Annotated in this window: 15 protein-coding genes; 6 read left to right on the top strand and 9 right to left on the bottom strand. The window is 67.1% G+C overall.

Annotation, left to right across the window (positions count from 1 at the left end):
• Positions 1-39 precede the first annotated feature (39 nt).
• The gene (gene metE, locus KV397_RS05610; protein WP_261812373.1) at positions 40-2349 is read right to left on the bottom strand and encodes a 5-methyltetrahydropteroyltriglutamate--homocysteine S-methyltransferase; all 2310 of its coding nucleotides are present in this window, start codon (positions 2347-2349) and stop codon (positions 40-42) included.
• Positions 2350-2370: 21 nt separating this feature from the next.
• Entirely contained in the window at positions 2371-3318 is a 948-nt protein-coding gene (locus KV397_RS05605; RefSeq protein ID WP_261812372.1) for a methylenetetrahydrofolate reductase, read from the bottom strand.
• 190 nt (positions 3319-3508) lie between these two features.
• Here KV397_RS05605 and KV397_RS05600 point away from each other — a divergent pair, with 190 nt between their 5' ends.
• On the top strand, positions 3509-5374 hold the full coding sequence (locus KV397_RS05600) for a S9 family peptidase (RefSeq protein ID WP_261812371.1): 1866 nt from the start codon (positions 3509-3511) through the stop codon (positions 5372-5374).
• A gap of 10 nt (positions 5375-5384) precedes the next feature.
• Here KV397_RS05600 and smpB read toward each other — a convergent pair whose 3' ends face one another.
• From smpB to ftsE, 3 genes are all read right to left on the bottom strand, one after another.
• Positions 5385-5861: an SsrA-binding protein SmpB gene (gene smpB, locus KV397_RS05595; RefSeq protein ID WP_047524317.1), complete on the bottom strand. Its 477-nt coding sequence runs from the start codon at positions 5859-5861 to the stop codon at positions 5385-5387.
• A gap of 63 nt (positions 5862-5924) precedes the next feature.
• Entirely contained in the window at positions 5925-6839 is a 915-nt protein-coding gene (gene ftsX, locus KV397_RS05590) for a permease-like cell division protein FtsX (RefSeq protein WP_047524316.1), read from the bottom strand.
• Positions 6836-7942: a cell division ATP-binding protein FtsE gene (ftsE, locus tag KV397_RS05585; RefSeq protein WP_261812370.1), complete on the bottom strand. Its 1107-nt coding sequence runs from the start codon at positions 7940-7942 to the stop codon at positions 6836-6838. The genes ftsX and ftsE overlap by 4 nt, the downstream gene beginning before the upstream one ends.
• A 181-nt stretch (positions 7943-8123) precedes the next feature.
• On the opposite strand from ftsE, the gene KV397_RS05580 reads away from it, so the two are divergent.
• The gene (locus tag KV397_RS05580; protein ID WP_261812369.1) at positions 8124-9008 is read left to right on the top strand and encodes a DUF2510 domain-containing protein; all 885 of its coding nucleotides are present in this window, start codon (positions 8124-8126) and stop codon (positions 9006-9008) included.
• Positions 9009-9033: 25 nt separating this feature from the next.
• Positions 9034-10080 (top strand): DUF2510 domain-containing protein, encoded by a 1047-nt coding sequence (locus KV397_RS05575; protein ID WP_261812368.1) that lies wholly within the window; start codon positions 9034-9036, stop codon positions 10078-10080.
• Positions 10081-10145: 65 nt separating this feature from the next.
• Here the strand turns inward: KV397_RS05575 and prfB are convergent, their stop codons facing one another.
• Positions 10146-11255, bottom strand: coding sequence for a peptide chain release factor 2 (gene prfB, locus KV397_RS05570; protein WP_047524313.1), 1110 nt, complete (start codon positions 11253-11255; stop codon positions 10146-10148).
• A 119-nt stretch (positions 11256-11374) separates the two neighbouring features.
• On the opposite strand from prfB, the gene KV397_RS05565 reads away from it, so the two are divergent.
• Entirely contained in the window at positions 11375-12613 is a 1239-nt protein-coding gene (locus tag KV397_RS05565) for an MFS transporter (protein WP_261812659.1), read from the top strand.
• Positions 12614-12631: 18 nt separating this feature from the next.
• Here the strand turns inward: KV397_RS05565 and KV397_RS05560 are convergent, their stop codons facing one another.
• Genes KV397_RS05560 through KV397_RS05550 form a run of 3 tightly spaced genes read right to left on the bottom strand, consistent with a single transcriptional unit; the run spans position 12632 to position 13894 of the window.
• Positions 12632-13072: a pilus assembly protein TadG-related protein gene (locus KV397_RS05560; RefSeq protein ID WP_261812367.1), complete on the bottom strand. Its 441-nt coding sequence runs from the start codon at positions 13070-13072 to the stop codon at positions 12632-12634.
• Positions 13069-13524, bottom strand: coding sequence for a TadE family protein (locus tag KV397_RS05555; RefSeq protein ID WP_261812366.1), 456 nt, complete (start codon positions 13522-13524; stop codon positions 13069-13071). Before KV397_RS05555 ends, KV397_RS05560 begins: the two co-directional genes overlap by 4 nt.
• Positions 13493-13894, bottom strand: a complete 402-nt coding sequence (locus KV397_RS05550; protein ID WP_261812365.1) for a TadE/TadG family type IV pilus assembly protein — start codon at positions 13892-13894, stop codon at positions 13493-13495. The genes KV397_RS05555 and KV397_RS05550 overlap by 32 nt, the downstream gene beginning before the upstream one ends.
• Positions 13895-14030: 136 nt before the next feature.
• Between KV397_RS05550 and KV397_RS05545 the strand changes: the two genes are divergently transcribed.
• Positions 14031-15536, top strand: a complete 1506-nt coding sequence (locus tag KV397_RS05545) for a recombinase family protein (RefSeq protein WP_261812364.1) — start codon at positions 14031-14033, stop codon at positions 15534-15536.
• A gap of 530 nt (positions 15537-16066) precedes the next feature.
• The gene (locus tag KV397_RS05540) at positions 16067-16504 is read left to right on the top strand and encodes a hypothetical protein (protein ID WP_261812363.1); all 438 of its coding nucleotides are present in this window, start codon (positions 16067-16069) and stop codon (positions 16502-16504) included.
• Positions 16505-16563 lie beyond the last annotated feature (59 nt).

The following is a 16563-nucleotide window of genomic DNA, read 5'->3' as shown; positions in this document are numbered from 1 at the left end:
GGGTGTCGACCCTGCGCGGGGGTGTCGACCCGGGGTGGGCTACACTCGGACGCTCACGTCCTCACGCACCCGGCGCGTCGCCTCGACGATGTTGCGCAGCGAGGCGGTCGTCTCCTCGTAGCCGCGGGTCTTCAGGCCGCAGTCCGGGTTCACCCAGAGCTGACGTGTTGGGATCTCCTCCACCGCGCGACGCAGTAGCGACTCGACCTCCTCGACCGTCGGCACGCGCGGCGAATGGATGTCGTAGACGCCCGGACCGATGCCGTGGTCGAACCCGACCTCGGCGATGTCGGCGACGACCTCCATGCGACTGCGCGCCGCCTCGATCGAGGTCACGTCGGCATCGAGCGCCCGGATCGCATCGATCACGACACCGAACTCGGAGTAACAGAGGTGCGTGTGCACCTGGGTACCGGCAGCGGCACCACCGGTCGCGAGTCGGAATGAGTCGACGGACCAGCGGAGGTACGCGGGCTGGTCCGCCTTCTTCAGCGGCAGGAGTTCACGCAGCGCGGGCTCGTCGACCTGGATGATCGCGATGCCGGCAGCCTCCAGGTCGGCGATCTCATCGCGCAGCGCCAGCGCGACCTGGTTCGCGGTCTCACCGAGCGGCTGGTCGTCACGCACGAACGACCAGGCGAGGATCGTCACGGGACCCGTGAGCATGCCCTTCAGGTGCTTGCTCGTCAACGACTGCGCGTAGGCGGACCATCCCACGGTGATCGGAGCCGGTCGCGAGACGTCGCCCCAGAGGATCGACGGTCGTGTGGCCCGGGATCCGTACGACTGGACCCAGCCGTGCTCGGTCACCGCGAAGCCATCGAGGTTCTCGGCGAAGTACTGCACCATGTCGTTGCGCTCGGGCTCCCCGTGGACCAGCACATCGAGCCCGAGGTCCTCCTGCAGAGAGACGACGCTGGCCACTTCGCGACGCAGGAAGTCGTCGTAGTCCTCGGCGGGGATCTCGCCACGGGTGAACCGGGCGCGCGCACGCCGGATGTCGCCGGTCTGCGGGAAGGAGCCGATCGTCGTCAACGGAAGCACGGGCAGGCCGAGCGCCTCCTGCGCGGTCTCACGCTCCTCGTACCCCACGCGGGAGAAGTCGGCCGTGCTGAGCGCACGATCGCGGACGGCACCGTCACGAACGCCCGGTGCAGCGAGACGATCCGCCAGCGCGGCGGACGACGCGTCGAGCTCGGCGGCGATCGACGCGCGGCCGACGCTGAGTCCCCGGGCCAGCACACCGACCTGCTGGACCTTCTGGTCGGCGAACGCCAACCACGAGACCAGACGCTCGTCGAGCCGGGACTCGTCAGTCACGTCGTGGGGCACATGCAGCAGCGACGTCGACGTCGACGCGGACACGGCCGCGCCGAGCGCACGGAGAGCCTCGAGCCGGTCGAACGCGTGCGCGAGGTCGCCGCGCCAGATGTTGTGCCCGTCGACCACCCCGCCGACGAGGGTCTTGCCCTCGAGCCCTGCAGCCGGGGCGGGCACGCCGCCGCGCACGAGGTCCACAGCGATCGCCTCGATCGGCGCGGCCGCGAGCACCGGGAAGACCTCACCGAGGTCGGCGTACGGGGCGGCGACGAGGATGGCGGGGCGTTCCGGTGCGCGTCCGAGCACGTCCAGCGCGCGGGCGGCAGCATCCGACAGCTGCGCGACGGATGCAGGGAGCGACTCGCTCACGAGCGCCGGCTCGTCGAGCTGCACCCACTCGGCTCCCTCGGCGCGAAGTCGCGCGAGCAGCTCCACGTAGACCGGGAGCAGGTCATCGAGGCGCGAGAGCGGGTCGAAGCCCTGCGGGGCGTCATCCGAGGCTTTCGCCAGCGCGAGGAGGGTGACGGGGCCCACGATGACCGGTCGCGTGACCAGTCCCGCCTCGGCAGCCTCGGAAACCTGCCGGACGAGGCGGTCACTGGAAAGCGAGAACACCGTCTCCGGGCCGATCTCCGGCACCAGGTAGTGATAGTTGGAGTCGAACCACTTGGTCATCTCGAGCGGCGCACGATCGCCCTCCCCGCGGGCGATCGTGAAGTAGGCGGGGAGTCCCACCGTGCCGTCGGCACCGCGGAGGTCCTCGAAGCGTGTCGGGATGGCCCCGACGGTCACGGCGGCATCGAGCACCTGGTCGTAGTACGAGAAGGATTCGGGGATCGCGGAGTCCTTGCGTCCAAGCCCCAACTCGGCGAGGCGCTCACGCGTCGATGCGCGCAGCTCACGGGTGGTCCGCTCGAGCTCCTCCTCGTCGATGCGGCCCGCCCAGAACGCCTCGACGGCCTTCTTGAGCTCACGGCGACGGCCGATCCGGGGATAGCCGAGGATGGTGCCCTCGGGGAATGCGGTCATGATCTTTCCTTTCGGCGGGGTCTAGTGACGCAGGGCCGGGAGGATCCCGGCTTCTGCGAGGACGGTGAGGACGGTCTCGTGTTGGTTGAAGGCGTAGAGGTGCACGCCCGGCGCTCCCCCGGCGACGACCTCGCGAGCGAGGCGTGCGGCCCACTCGATGCCGATCTCTCGACGCCCCTCCGCGGTCGGCTCGACGTCGAGCGCGATGGCGAGCTCGCTCGGCAGGTCCTCTCCCGTGAGCTCGAGCACGCGTGTGAGCCGGGCCGGTGAGGTGATCGGCATGATGCCCGGCAGGATCGGGATCGTGACCCCGGCGCTGCGAGCCCGTTCGACGAACGCCAGGTAGTCGTCAGGGTGGAAGAAGAGCTGCGTGATCGCGAAGGTCGCCCCAGCGGCCTGCTTCGCGAGCAGCGCCTCCACATCCTGCGTGCGGTGCGTGGCCCGCGGATGCCCTTTCGGGAATGCGGCGACCGCGATGTTCACCTTGCGGCGGGGATCGACCCTCGCGGCACCGGGGAGTCCGGGGACGGGTGCCTCCTCGTAGGGGGCCCGTTCGGCCTGCACGCGGTCGATCAGCTGCACGAGCTGGGCAGCACTCTCCAGATCGCCGAGGTCGTCCTCGGTCTGCCCTGTGGGCGGGTCTCCGCGCAGGGCGAGGAAGCTGAGGATGCCGGCATCGAGGAACTCGCGGATCAGCGTCGCGGCGCCCGCGTAGCTGTTGCCGACGCAGGTCAGGTGCGCGAGTGGCTCGACGTCGGTCTGCGTGCGGATGAACCGGAGCACGTCGAGGGAGCGGCCACCGGTCGATCCGCCCGCCCCGTAGGTGACCGAGAGGAAGTCGGGTCCCGCGGCGGCGAGGCATCGGACGGTGTCGTGCAGCGCTTCCTCGCTCGACACCGAACGCGGTGGGTAGAGCTCGAAGGAGAACGGCACGCGAGGAGTGCCTGAGGTCTCGGTCTCGGAAGACATCTTCTCTCCTGGGGACAAGTCGGGCCGGGGACCGCGCACGACACAGAGGACGTCGTTCGCGGGCGGGTGCCGGGCTCGGCTGTCGCTCCACGCTCCGGGGCGAACCGGGGCGTTTCCAGAAACCTAGATCACCCTGTCGGGTCGCCGCACGTGTGTGACGCCGTGTGTCATCGGCCCATAGGCTCGAAGCATGTCGTCCCCTTACGGTTCCTGGCCCTCGCCCTTCTCCGCCGCATCCGTGGCGGTCTCGTCCCCGCGCATCGACGGCGCCCGCTTCGTCGGCTCCGAGATCTGGTGGGGGGAATCCGTCCCGTCCGAGAAGGGGCGCGTGACGGTGCGGAGTTCGTCCGGGGACGAGATCCTTCCCGCCCCCTGGAGCGCACGTTCGCGGGTGCACGAGTACGGGGGCGGCGCATGGACAGCCGATCGCCAGGGCACGCTCTACTTCGTCGATGCGGCTGATCAGCGAGTGCGTCGACTCGTCCCTGGCACCGAGCCTGTCCCCCTCACCCCGCAGGGCGCGGCGCACGGAGGCCTGCGGGTGCAGGCCGGGCGTCTGCTGGCCGTGCGTGAAGACCTGTCGACGACCCCGCACACCCGATCGATCATCGAGATCCCGGTCGACGGTTCGGCGGCGGACGACGCGAGCGCGATCCGGGTGATCCGGGAGAGTGAGGGCTTCGTCGCCCATCCGGCGCTCTCCTCCGACGGCGAGCGGATCGCCTGGGTCGAGTGGGACACCGGCCGGATGCCGTGGGAAGAGGCACATGTTCGGCTCATCGCTCTCCCCGCAGGCGACGTGCACACCGTGCCCTCGCGAGCGGCTCTGCAACCGGAGTGGCTCGGCGACGCGGAACTGGTGTTCGCCGATGACTCCGCCGGCCGATGGGGGCTGCACCGCGTCGCTCTCGACGGCGACGTCCCGGGCGCCGAGCCGCAGCCGCTCGCACCGGCGGATGCCGACACGGGCTACGGGCTCTGGGTGCTCGGCAACCGCTGGTACCAGCCGCTGAACGACGGGCGGATCGTGGCCGTGCGGACGAACGGCCGTGACCTGGTGGTCGTGATCGATGCGGATGGCGCCGCACGTCCGATCGATGTCCCCGGGGACGGACATGTGAGCGTGGACGACGCCGAGGGCACACGGGTGCTGCTCTCCGGGAACGGCTCACACGTCACACCGGGCCTGTGGGTCGTCGACGTCGACTCCGGAGAGACCGTCACGGTGCGCGGCGGGGAGCCTGTGGACGCACGGTGGATGCCGCGCGCGGTGCCGATCGAGGTCGATGGTGCGCACGGCGAGGTGCACGCCTTCGCGTATCCTCCCGCGAACCCGGATGCGAGCGCACCCGACGACGAGCTCCCGCCGTACATCGTGCTCGTGCACGGAGGGCCGACGGCGCACGTCTCCGGCGCCTCCTCGACGGCGATCGCCTACTACACGAGCCGGGGCATCGGCGTGCTCGACGTGAACTACGGCGGATCTACGGGCTACGGCCGGGCCTACCGCGAGCGTCTGGACGGGCAATGGGGTGTCGTCGACGTCGATGACGTGATCTCCGCCGCTCGCGGGCTCGCGGACGCGGGACTCGCCGACCCCGCCCGCATCGCCATCCGCGGAGGGTCGGCCGGAGGGTGGACGGTCCTGTCGGCGCTGGTCCGTGGCGGGGCGTTCGCCGCGGGGATCAGCCGCTACGGCGTGGCGGATCTGCGGCTGCTGGCCGCGGAGACCCATGACTTCGAAGCGACGTACCTCGATGGACTCGTCGGCCCCCTCCCCGAGTACGAAGACGTGTACATCGAGCGTTCGCCGCTGACCCACGCCGACCGCATCGACGTTCCGGTGCTGCTCCTCCAGGGCGGCGAGGACCGCGTGGTCCCGCCGTCGCAGTCGGAGTCGATCCGCGATGCCCTGGCGGCGCGCGGCGTCGATCACGAGTACGTGCTGTACCCGAGCGAGGGCCACGGTTTCCGCAGTGCGGAGACGATCGTCGACTCCCTCGAACGCGAACTCGCGTTCCTCGGCCGGGTGTTCGGGTTCGAACCACGCCGCTGAGGGCGGGGCGCTACTCCCCCACGCGGTTGCGCAGGCGCATCGCGCGCTCGGCCTCGCGCGTGTCCTGACGCTCTCGCAGGGTCTGACGCTTGTCGTACTCGCGCTTGCCCTTTGCGAGGGCGATCTCGACCTTCGCGCGGCCGTCCGAGAAGTAGAGCTTCAGAGGGATCAGCGTGTATCCGCCCGCAGAAACCGCGTGCGCGATCTTCGCGATCTCCTCGCGATGCAGCAGCAGCTTGCGGACGCGCTTGGCCGAGTGATTGGTCCAGTGCCCCTGCGAGTACTCCGGGATGTGCACGGAGTCGAGGAAGACCTCGTTCCCCTTGACGAACGCGTAGCCGTCGCTGAGGTTGGCGCGTCCCTGACGCAGCGACTTCACCTCGGTGCCGGTGAGCACCATCCCCGCCTCGTACGACTTCTCGATCGTGTAGTCGTGACGTGCGCGACGATTGGTCGCGACGACCTTCTCTCCGCGTTCCCTGGGCATGATGCTCTCCTGTTGCCGTGATGAGCTCGATCGATCTTTCCGACCGAGCAGCCTTTCAGGCTATCAGGTACGGAGCCAGCGGCGGATCGCGAACCCGGCGGACAGAGCGGCCAGCACCACCCCGATGCCGATCAGCACGGGCACGACGAGAACCGCGTCCTGCATCGTCACCCAGGTCGTGATGAAGGGGACCCGACCTCTCAGGTAGCCCTCGACGCCGAAGTGCATACCGGCGACGACCGCAGCGCTCGCGAGCGCCGAGCCGAGGAACGCCGCGAAGACGCCCTCCAGGACGAAGGGTGTCTGGATGAATCGGTTCGAGGCACCGACCAGACGCATGATCCCGATCTCCTTGCGTCGGGCGTACGCCGACAGCCGGATGGTCGTGCCGATCAACAGCGTCGCAGCGATGAGCATCAGCACGGCGATGCCGACCGCGATGTAGGTGGCGACGGTCAGTGCCGAGAACAGCGGATCGAGGTATTGCAGCTGATCCGTCACCTGTTCGACCCCCGCCTGGCCGCTGAAGGCTTCGGCGAGCACCTGTGACTGGCCCGGATCCTTCATCGTGACGAAGAACACCTCGAACGCCTGGTCCGGCGTGAGAACGCTCGCCTGCTCCGCGCCGAGCTGGTCGACGAGCTTGGCGTAGGTCTCTTCCTTCGTGTCGAAGGTGATGGAGCTGATCAGCGGCGCCAGGGCCTCGCCCTCGAGCTGGGCGCGGACCGCGGCGACCTGCTCCTCGCTGGCCGCACCATCGATACAGGTCTCCGACTCGGAGACCTCCGAGCACATGTACACGGCGACCTGGGCGCGCTCGGCCCAGTACCCGCGCATGACACCGATCTGCCCCTGCATCAGGATCGCTGCGCCGACGAAGGTCAGTGACACGAAGGTCACGAGGACGACGGAGATCACCATCGAGATGTTCCGCCGGAGGCCGCCCAGGGCCTCGGCGAGGATGAGTCCGATTCTCATGAGGTCGGGCCCACTTCCTCGTCGTCTTCGTCGGAGAGGCCGAGGCGGTCGGCGACTCCGAGCTCTGCGACATCGACATTCGGGACGGTGATCGGATGCGTGCGGGGCCGGTTGACGGCGGGTGGCTCGACCACGGCAGGCGGTTCGACGATCCGCGCGGTCTCGTCCGCCTCGGGCGTGAAGGCCTGCTCCGGAGGTTCGACGGTCTGCGGAGGCTCGACCGTCCGCGGGGACGGCTCGGCTTCGACATCCGGGCCCCGGTCCGCGGCCGCGGTCCGCTGCGCGGCGAGCTCCTCGGCGAGGGCAGCGCGCACCACCGAGAGATCGGCCGTCTGGCGCTGCACCTCCTGCACCGCGGTGAGGGCGGCGGCCGCAGCGGCACCGCGGACCTCCTCCGGCACGAGGCGCGGGATGTTCGAGGTGTCGCCGTAGCCGCCGTGCACCTCATCACGCACCATCTCCCCGTCGCGCAACTCGATCACGCGACGCTGCATCTGGTCGACGAAGCCGGCCTCGTGCGTGGCCATCAGCACGGTGGTCCCTCCCGCGTTGATGCGGGCGAGGAGCTGCATGATGTCGACGGAGGTCGCGGGGTCGAGATTGCCGGTGGGCTCGTCGGCCAGCAGCACCTGGGGGCGGTTCACCAGTGCGCGGGCGATCGCGACGCGCTGCTGCTCCCCACCGGACAGCTCGTGCGGCATGCGCTTCTGCTTGCCGTCGAGTCCGACGAGAGCGAGTGCCTCCGGTACGGCCTGCTGGATGAATCCTCGCGAGGATCCGGTGACCTGCAGCGTGAAAGCCACGTTCTGATAGACGGTCTTCGAAGGGAGGAGGCGGAAGTCCTGGAACACCGAGCCGATGTGGCGCCGGAAGTACGGCACCTTGCGGTTGGCGAGCGAGCGGAGATCCCGACCGAGGACCGCGACGCGGCCGGAGGTCGGCACGTCTTCACGCAGGATGAGGCGCAGACAGGAGGATTTCCCGGACCCCGAGGCACCGACGAGGAAGACGAACTCCCCGCGCTGCACTTCGAAGTCGACACCGGAGAGAGCGGGCTTCTTCGTCCCTCTGTAGCGCTTGGTGACGTTCTCGAACCGAATCATGGCGATTCGAGCCTAAGCGCGCCCCTCCGGCTGGTCGCGAGCGACACCCCGCACACCGTGTCCCTGTGCGCACGAAATGGGGACTGTTCCCCATCCGGAGGCCTCACCCCCGTCACCGCCCACTGCTATACATGAAGGGGTCGCCGCACCAGGGAGCGATCGCATTCATCGAGGGGGAATCATGACCACGACACCAGCAGGCTGGTACGACGACGGATCCGGACGCCAGCGCTGGTGGGACGGCCAGCAGTGGACCGAGCACTTCGCTCCCGAGGCCGCGGCCCCGGTCGAGTCCGAGGCCCCCGCTGCGGCTGAGACTCCGTCAGCCCCCGAGGTCCCCGCCTCCGAGGTCCCCGAATACGGCTCCCCGGCTCAGCCGGCCGCCGGTTACCCGGGTTCCGCCCCGAACTACCCTGCGGGGTACACGACGTCGCCGTCGGGTTACCCCGCCGCTTCGCCGTACACTCAGCCCGGCCAGGACGCTCCGAAGAAGATCTCGATCCTCGGACTCGTCGGCCTCGGCCTCGCGGCGGTCGGAACGATCCTCGCCTTCATCCCCGTGATCGGGTTCTTCGGGTTCATCCTGCTCGGCGCCGGCTTCATCGTCTCGCTGATCTCGCTTTTCCTGAAGGGCAAGAAGTGGCCCGGCATCGCGGGCCTTATCCTCGCCGTCGTCGGCACGATCATCGGCGTCGTGATGTTCTTCGTGTTCGTCTTCGCGGTCGCGCAGACGGCGAGCGAAGAGCTCGACAACCTCCCGAGCACCTCCCCGTCGAGCGAGGCGACCGACCCGGGCGAGACGGACGGTGCCGACGACGGCACCCGCCCGACCACGCCCGAGGTGGCCGCAGGACTGACGGCGATCCTCATGCTGGACGGCACCGAGGGGTACACCGAGGAACAGGTCCTGTGCCTCGCCGACCTGCTCGTCGTCTCCGACCTCGACAACGCCACGCTGCGTGCGATCGCCGAGAGTGACGGCACTCTGACGGATCTCGACGCGATCAACGGTCTGGCCGAGGTCCTCGGGGACACCGAGGCCATCACCGCCTGTTTCGTCTCCTGAGACACCACGACAGCGGGAGCGCGAGATGACTACGCCTGCGGGGTGGTACGACGACGGTTCGGGGAACCAGCGGTGGTGGGACGGACAGCAATGGACCGAGCACGTCGTGGCCGCTCCCCCGCGGCCCGCCGAGCCCGATCCCGCTCCTGCTCCCGCTCCCGCGCCCGCTCCCGCTCCTGCTCCTGCTCCCGCTCCTGCTCCTGCTCCCGAAGGTGATCCCGTCCCCGCCACACCGGAACCTGCTCCGTTCGCTCCGCCGTACATGATGGCGCCTGCGGATCCGACACCCGTCGCGGGCCCGACCATGACCGGCTATCCGGGCGCTTCCGGCGTCGTCGGTGATCCGTGGGCGGTCCCGGCCGCTCCCCCTGCCGCGACCGGGACGCCGGTGCTCGGCATCATCGGCCTGGTGACGGTGGTCGTCGGCGTGATCGGCGCCTGCGTCCCCGTGATCGCGATCGCGGGCTGGAGCCTGCTCGCCATCGGATTCATCCTGTCGCTCGTCTCGCTCTTCCTGCGGGGTCGGAAGTGGCCGGGCATCACCGGGATGGTGGTGGCGGCGATCGGCGCCATCCTCGCGGTCGCCGTGTCGCTCGTCCTGCTGGGAGTCGCGTCCGCGGCGGGAGGAGCCGGCTCCCCGAGCGGAGCCCCGGCCGAGCGCCCCTCGACGGACGACGGTTCGGGCGCCATCGAGGGTGCCGAGATGGTGAGCTTCGCCGATCTCCGCGTGGGCGACTGCCTGCCGTTCGTCGACTACTCCGACGAAGAGGGGAACATCTACGAACTCCCCGTGGTGCCCTGCGCCGACCCTCACACGGACGAGGTCTTCTTCATCTACGACCTCGAAGGCGAGGAGTTCCCCGGTGACGGCGCCCTCCAAGACCAGGCATGGGATGGCTGCCTGTCGGAATTCGAGGCCTACGTGGGCACGTCCTACATGGATTCGGTGCTCGACTACTACACGTATCAGCCGACGGAGTCGTCCTGGGTCCGTGGCGACGACCGCACCGTGCACTGCATCCTCTACAGCTATGAGGACGTGACCGGCACGCTGAAAGATGCCGCGTACTGACTCCTGCGCTGTCGCCGAGACAAGAAGAAGGGCCCCGGGATCACTCCGGGGCCCTTCTTCTTGTCTCAGTCCTCGATCTTGCGCTTGCGCCAGCGGATTCCCGCCGAGATGAAGTCATCGAGATCGCCGTCGAACACAGCGGCCGGGTTCCCGGACTCCTGGCCGGTGCGGAGGTCTTTCACCAGCTGCTGTCCGTAGAGGAAGTAGGAGCGCATCTGGTCACCCCAGCTCGCGGTGATGTTGCCGGCGAGTTCCTTCTTCTTCGCTGCTTCCTGCTCCTTCTGGAGCAGCAGGAGCCGCGTCTGCAGCACGCGCATGGCGGCTGCCCGGTTCTGGATCTGCGACTTCTCGTTCTGCATCGACACGACGATGCCGGTCGGAAGGTGGGTGAGGCGCACCGCGGAGTCGGTCGTGTTGACCGACTGTCCGCCGGGGCCGGACGAGCGGAAGACGTCGACACGGATGTCGCTCTCGGGGATGTCGACCTCGGTCGCCTCCTCCATGAGCGGGATGACCTCGACCGCGGCGAACGACGTCTGGCGCTTGTCGGCGGATCCGAACGGACTGATACGCGCGAGGCGGTGCGTGCCGGCTTCGACCGAGATGGTTCCGAAGGCGTAGGGCGCATCGATCTCGAAGGTGGCGGACTTGATGCCCGCACCCTCCGCGTACGAGGTGTCCATCACCTTGACGGGGTACTTGTGGCGCTCTGCCCAGCGCAGGTACATGCGCATCAGCATCTCGGCGAAGTCGGTGGCGTCGTCGCCCCCCGCGCCGGAGCGGATCGTGATGATCGCTGCCCGGTCGTCGTACTCGCCGTCGAGGAGCGTCTGCACCTCGAGCTGGTTGATCAGGTCGGTGAGTGCCGCGAGCTCGGTCCGCGCCTCCTGCGCGGAATCCTCGTCGTCCATCTCGTTGGCGAGACCGACGAGCACCTCGAGGTCGTCGAGGCGCTGCGCGATGCCGGTGATGCGGGCGAGCTCGGACTGACGATGGCTGAGCGCGCTGGTCACCTTCTGCGCGTTGTCGGTGTCGTCCCAGAGGTCGGGAGCACCGGCCTCTTCGCTGAGACGCGCGATGTCGTCGCGGAGACGGGAGACATCGACGACCTCGCTGATGTCGCCGAAGGTGTGCCTGAGCGCCTGGATTTCGGCGGAGAGATCTAGTTCGAGCATGACACCTCAGCCTAACGTGCCGTCTGCCCACGCGGGGACCGGGTCCAGGAGCACCTCCCTGCGGGGAGTAGCGTGAGGGCGTGAGCAGTGCATCGACGGTCCTTCGGCAGTTCGGACCGATGGTGTATCTGCCGACGGTCCTCTTCGCCCTCGGCGAGGGCGCCGTGATCCCGCTCATCCCGGTACTCGCAGCCGCCATGGGTGCCGACGTCGCTTTCGCGGCCCTCGTCGCCTCCGCGCTCGTCATCGGCCAGCTCTGCGGAAACCTCCCTGCCGGATGGGCGGTCGGGCGGATCGGCGAGCGGTTCACGATGGTGATCGCCGGCGTGATCGCGATCCTGTCGGCTGTGGGAATGGTCTTCGCCCCGACGCTCGGCGTGCTGGCGGCCTCAGTGTTCGTCCTGGGCGTGTGCGCGGCCGCCTTCGGCCTGGCCCGTCACGCGTTCATGACGACCAGGGTTCCGGTCGCCTTCCGCGCGCGCTCGCTCTCGTTGCTCGGCGGCAGCTTCCGCCTCGGCATCTTCATCGGCCCGTTCGTGGCAGCGGGTCTGCTGCAGCTGTTCGGCACCGAGAGCGCCGCGATCTGGTTCTTCCTGGGCTGCCTCGTGGTGATGGTGATTCTCGTGCTCTTCGGCCCCGATCCGGAGAAGACGACACCTCCCGCTCCGCTCACCCCGGCCGAGCGTTCCATGGAGGACTCCGGCGAGGCGGTGAGCGGATCCATCCCGACCGTCGAGCGCACGGGCATCTTCCAGACCATGTGGCGACAGCGCGCGGTGCTCGGCCGTCTCGGACTCGCCGCGGCGTCGCTGTCGGCGGTGCGCTCCGCGCGGCAGGTCGTCCTCCCGCTGTGGGGGCTCTCCCTGGGGCTGGACGCCTCGACGATCGCCCTCGTGGTCGGCGTCTCCGGGGCGATCGACTTCGCGCTCTTCTACGCCAGTGGGCAGGTGATGGACCGCTTCGGACGACTGTGGGCGGCGATGCCCGCGATGGTGCTCATGGGCGCCGGCTTCCTCGCGCTGTCGTTCACGCACGAGCTCGATGCGGCGGTGCTGTGGTTCGGGATGTTCGCCGCGGTGCTCGGCGTCGGCAACGGCCTGTCGAGCGGGATCCTGCTCACCCTCGGTGCGGATGTCGCCCCGAAGCGCGAGCCCGCCGCCTTCCTCGGATCCTGGCGCACGCTCACCGACGCCGGGGGTGCGATCGCGCCGCTGCTGGTGTCGGCGATCACCGCTTTCTCGGCGCTCCCCTTCGCGGCCGCAGCGATGGGCGTCATCGGCCTCGTCGGGGCAGCCGGATTCCTGCGGTGGATCCCGAAGTTCATACCCAGATCGCGGCCGGAGCCGGACGGTAACTGAGCGCCCCCGTGCGGTAGGTCACCACAGGGCCGTGCGGCTCGTGGCCGTGGACTCCAGGCGTACGCCCTCCGGGACGAGGGAGGACAGCAAAGGCGGACGCCAGTCGACGCCGACCGTCACACGTGCCGACACCCCGTCGGGCGTTCCCGCCGCGACGAGGTCCGTCTCGCCCGGCACCCCTTCGACAAGGGCTGCCGCTTGCTCCTCGACCCCGGAATCCGTCAACTCGGCGCGGACGCCGTCGGCCGTCACCGCGAGGATGAAGCCATCCGCCCCGGCGAGCGCCGCCGAGTCCGCGAGGGCGTCCAGCCGCTTCTGCGCGATGTAGAGATCCGTCGCGCAGACGCAGACGTAGATCACCACGAGCGCGAGAAGCACGTAGCCGAGCGTCAGCAGGAGGACGCTGCCCTCGTCCTGCCCCGGCACCGCTGTGTCTGCTGACCGGCCGGCGCGCGTCATCGCGCACCCCACAGCCGCGACACCTTCTGCGCCGAAGTGGCCTGGACGGGGACCGCGGTGGAACGGTCGAGGCCGAAGAGCTCCGGCACCAGGGGCAGGGTCACCCGGGTACTGACGGTGACGAAGACGGTCGCTCCCGACGATGGGCATTCGACGCCCGACGGAGTGCATGTCAGCGTCACGTCCACCGCGTCGGCATCCAGACCGTACTCGTCGATCACCCCGCGGAGCACCGCCTCTCCGCGCTCGGTCGCGGATGCGGCGTCCGGAGCCCGCGCGATCACGCGCGCCATGTGCCTCGCCGCCGCCTCTGCGCCGAGCGTCTGCTCCTGGATGCCGCCGAGCGCGATCACGAAGTAGACCATCGGCACCAGGAGGATGACGCCGACCGCGATGAACTCGAGCGCCGCTGATCCTTCCTCACCGGCCACCGAACGTCTCCACGGGTGCATGGGCCTCCACCTCCATCGTGAACGGGATTCCGATCAGGCCCAGCAGGGGGAAGGTCGAGCGCACTCGCACGTCGACGGTTTCCTCCTCCGGGAGCCCCGAAGTGCCGATCCGGATGTCCTCGGCATATCCCGCGCCGATCGCACGCGTGATCACCTCGCGGGTGCGATCGACTCCTTCGGCCGGACTCGTGTCGGCGAGAGCAGCGTGATATGCGCCTTCGACCGCTGCATCGTGGACCACGTTTCGCACGTAGACGGCGAGCGCGAGTTGGAGGACGGCGAGTGTGAGCGCCGTGAGCAGCGTTCCCACCAACAGGAACTCCACCGGGCTCGAACCGCGCTCATCCGCGAACCGGGGCCCTTCCGCCATGTCAGAGCCCCGACACCCGTTGGATCGCCTGTTCGAACAGCGCGGTCAGCGCGGGTCCTGCGACCGCCCAGATCAGCACCACCAGCCCGGCCGTCATCAATGTCACGAGCACCCAGCCGGGAGTAGTGTTTCACCTATGAACGGAGACCTTGTGGACCTCTACTTGCGATTGAGCGTAGACCGCGAAGGCAAGGATGCGCTGGAACGTCAGGAAGCCGACCTCCGCGATTGGGCGACGCAGGAGGGGAAGACCGTCCGGAAGGTATGGCAGGACTCCGTGAGCGGCTACAAGGATGTAGCACGAGAGGATTTCGACAACGCCGTGAAGGCCGTGTCCACAGGTGAGGTTGGAACGCTCGCGGTATGGAAACTTGACCGACTCTCCCGGCGCGGTGCCGGCCAGGTGGGCCTTGTGCTGGATGACGTCGAGAAGGTGGGCGGACGGCTCATCTTCCTCCGGGACAACCTGGACTCAACCACGCCGAACAGCCGTCTACTGATCATCATGGTTTCGGAGCAAGCTCGCGCCGAGTCTGCCAACACATCACTACGTGTTCGCGCCAAAATCGCCGCTGACGCATCCAAGGGCATCCCCAAGGCTGGTACGCGATCTTTCGGCTATGAAGTCGATGGGGTCACGCTGAGGCCGTCCGAAGCCGACCTGATCCGGGACGCGACCGAGCGGTATCTAGCGGGCACGGTATCCCTGATCCAGATAGCGAAAGAGTGGACGAACGCGGGCGCGCTGACGGACGGCATGAAGCGACAGAGACGCGGACGCGACGGGGTCAAGCGCGACGCCCGCACCTACTGGACAGCGACGACTGTTCATCGCGTGTTGATTCGAGAGCGCAACGCAGGAATCTTGATCCACAAGGGGACACGCCTACCCGAGAGTCGGATTCAACCCATCATCGACGAAACACAACTGGAAGCGCTCAGAGCCAAGGTCAAACTGGGTACCCCCGTGGGCGCTCGCGCCCAGACACTTCTAGGCGGCGTGCTCCGTTGCGAGTGTGGAGCACCGATGCACGGGACGACTAGCTACAGCCAGCGGAAGGGCGGTCCCCGCCACGTATACAGGCACTACAAGTGCTCTCAGACGATCTACGACAAGACGCGCCAACACTCGTCTATCGCCGCTCCACTCGTAGATGACGAGATTGAAGCCCTGATCCTCAGCGACATCAAGGAGGGCCGCGTTCGGTCCCCCAAGGGTGGGGATCACACGGAAGCAATGAAGACGCTCAGCGGCCTTCTGACGGCCAATCGCGGCGCAATCGAAGACCTTGCAGAGTCCATTTCAGACCCCGACCTTAAGAGCATTCGCCCTCAGTTGAAGGGACGGCTCAAGGTACTGGAAGCCGAGAAGGAACGGCTCACTGCAGATCGGGATGCACTGATGGCCGATGCGGGACAGTCGGCCGACCTCACTACCTTCTTCCGCGAGGTAGAAGCACTTCAAGACGGTGCGTCGCGTGAACAGGTTTTCGAGTATGTAGATCGGTTCGGGAAGATTTGGGACAACGTGCCCATAGAAACTAAACAGGCGCTGATCCGCTCCCGATACCGTCCCGTCGTCAGGCGCGGAGGCCGTGGATTCGGTCGCGTCGAACTGAACCCGGTCACGACCGAGCAATAGGTAGATCATAGACCTCTTGTCCAAAGAATCGCACACACGCCCCATTATCCGGTCCACAATGGATACTAGAGCGTAGTCTATGGCACAATAGATTCAAGCAACGCATCCTTGCTCGGACCCGCTGTTCCTCGATTGTCCAATCTCGGAGAACAGCGGGTTTTTCTATGCATCTATAACCCCGATACCTCCCGCATGACATGCGACGTTTATAGAGGTCTATAGGTAGGTAACCGTAGCATAAAGGGTCAATTCGCAGCACTTTCTCAGCATTCGTGCATCACATAACATGTTTCCCCTTGTTTTCGCGAGCGCAGATAACACGAATTGAATTCCTTGTAGCACATTTTGTATCGCGATGCCAGGTGGGCCGATTGACTAAACGCACTAGAAGCCGGTACATATTAATTTATAACCATCACAGAGCTATATCTCTCAGATCTGATCTAGAAGGGTCACAGAAGATAGAAGGATGGGTTAGAACTAGCGGGCTTAAGGATACGACTGCCCCAAAGGATGACGATTGGACAATCATGGCTACAATCAAGCAACTCGAAACCCTAATGGCACTCAAGACGGTGGCGGGGGAAGAGTTCGATAGAGATTCATTCATTGCAGAATGGCTGAACAAGTCGCACAAGCTGATTCGAGCAGAGTTTTCAAGGCTCAACTCAAATCAACCTGCCACCAACCTTCAGTTGGCGTGGATCGCAAAGCTAGAACAAGAAGTCTACGGAAACGTCTACAGCTTGGGAATGGCCCTCTCTTATCAGGACGCATGTGAACGCATCCCGCTACTAAAACTCATGTTGAAGGAAAAGCAGAATAACCAGAGGATCGAGAAGCAAGCCGGGGTTGGCCCACTCAGCGAGATTGAGCTTCTTGAAACTCGCCTACGAATGCTCAAGGATCAGGCATCCGCATCCGTCGATGAGAAGACCGGCGATCTTGTCATGTGGTACCACGCATGACGTATGTGAATCCCTTCCTCAACCCAGACCTAGCGCGGGCGTACGGACGCAAGGGCGGC

Source organism: Microbacterium aurugineum (assembly GCF_023101205.1).
Classification (GTDB): domain Bacteria; phylum Actinomycetota; class Actinomycetes; order Actinomycetales; family Microbacteriaceae; genus Microbacterium; species Microbacterium aurugineum.
Note: the sequence above shows the minus strand (reverse complement) of the source record. Positions and strands in the feature narration are given on the sequence as shown.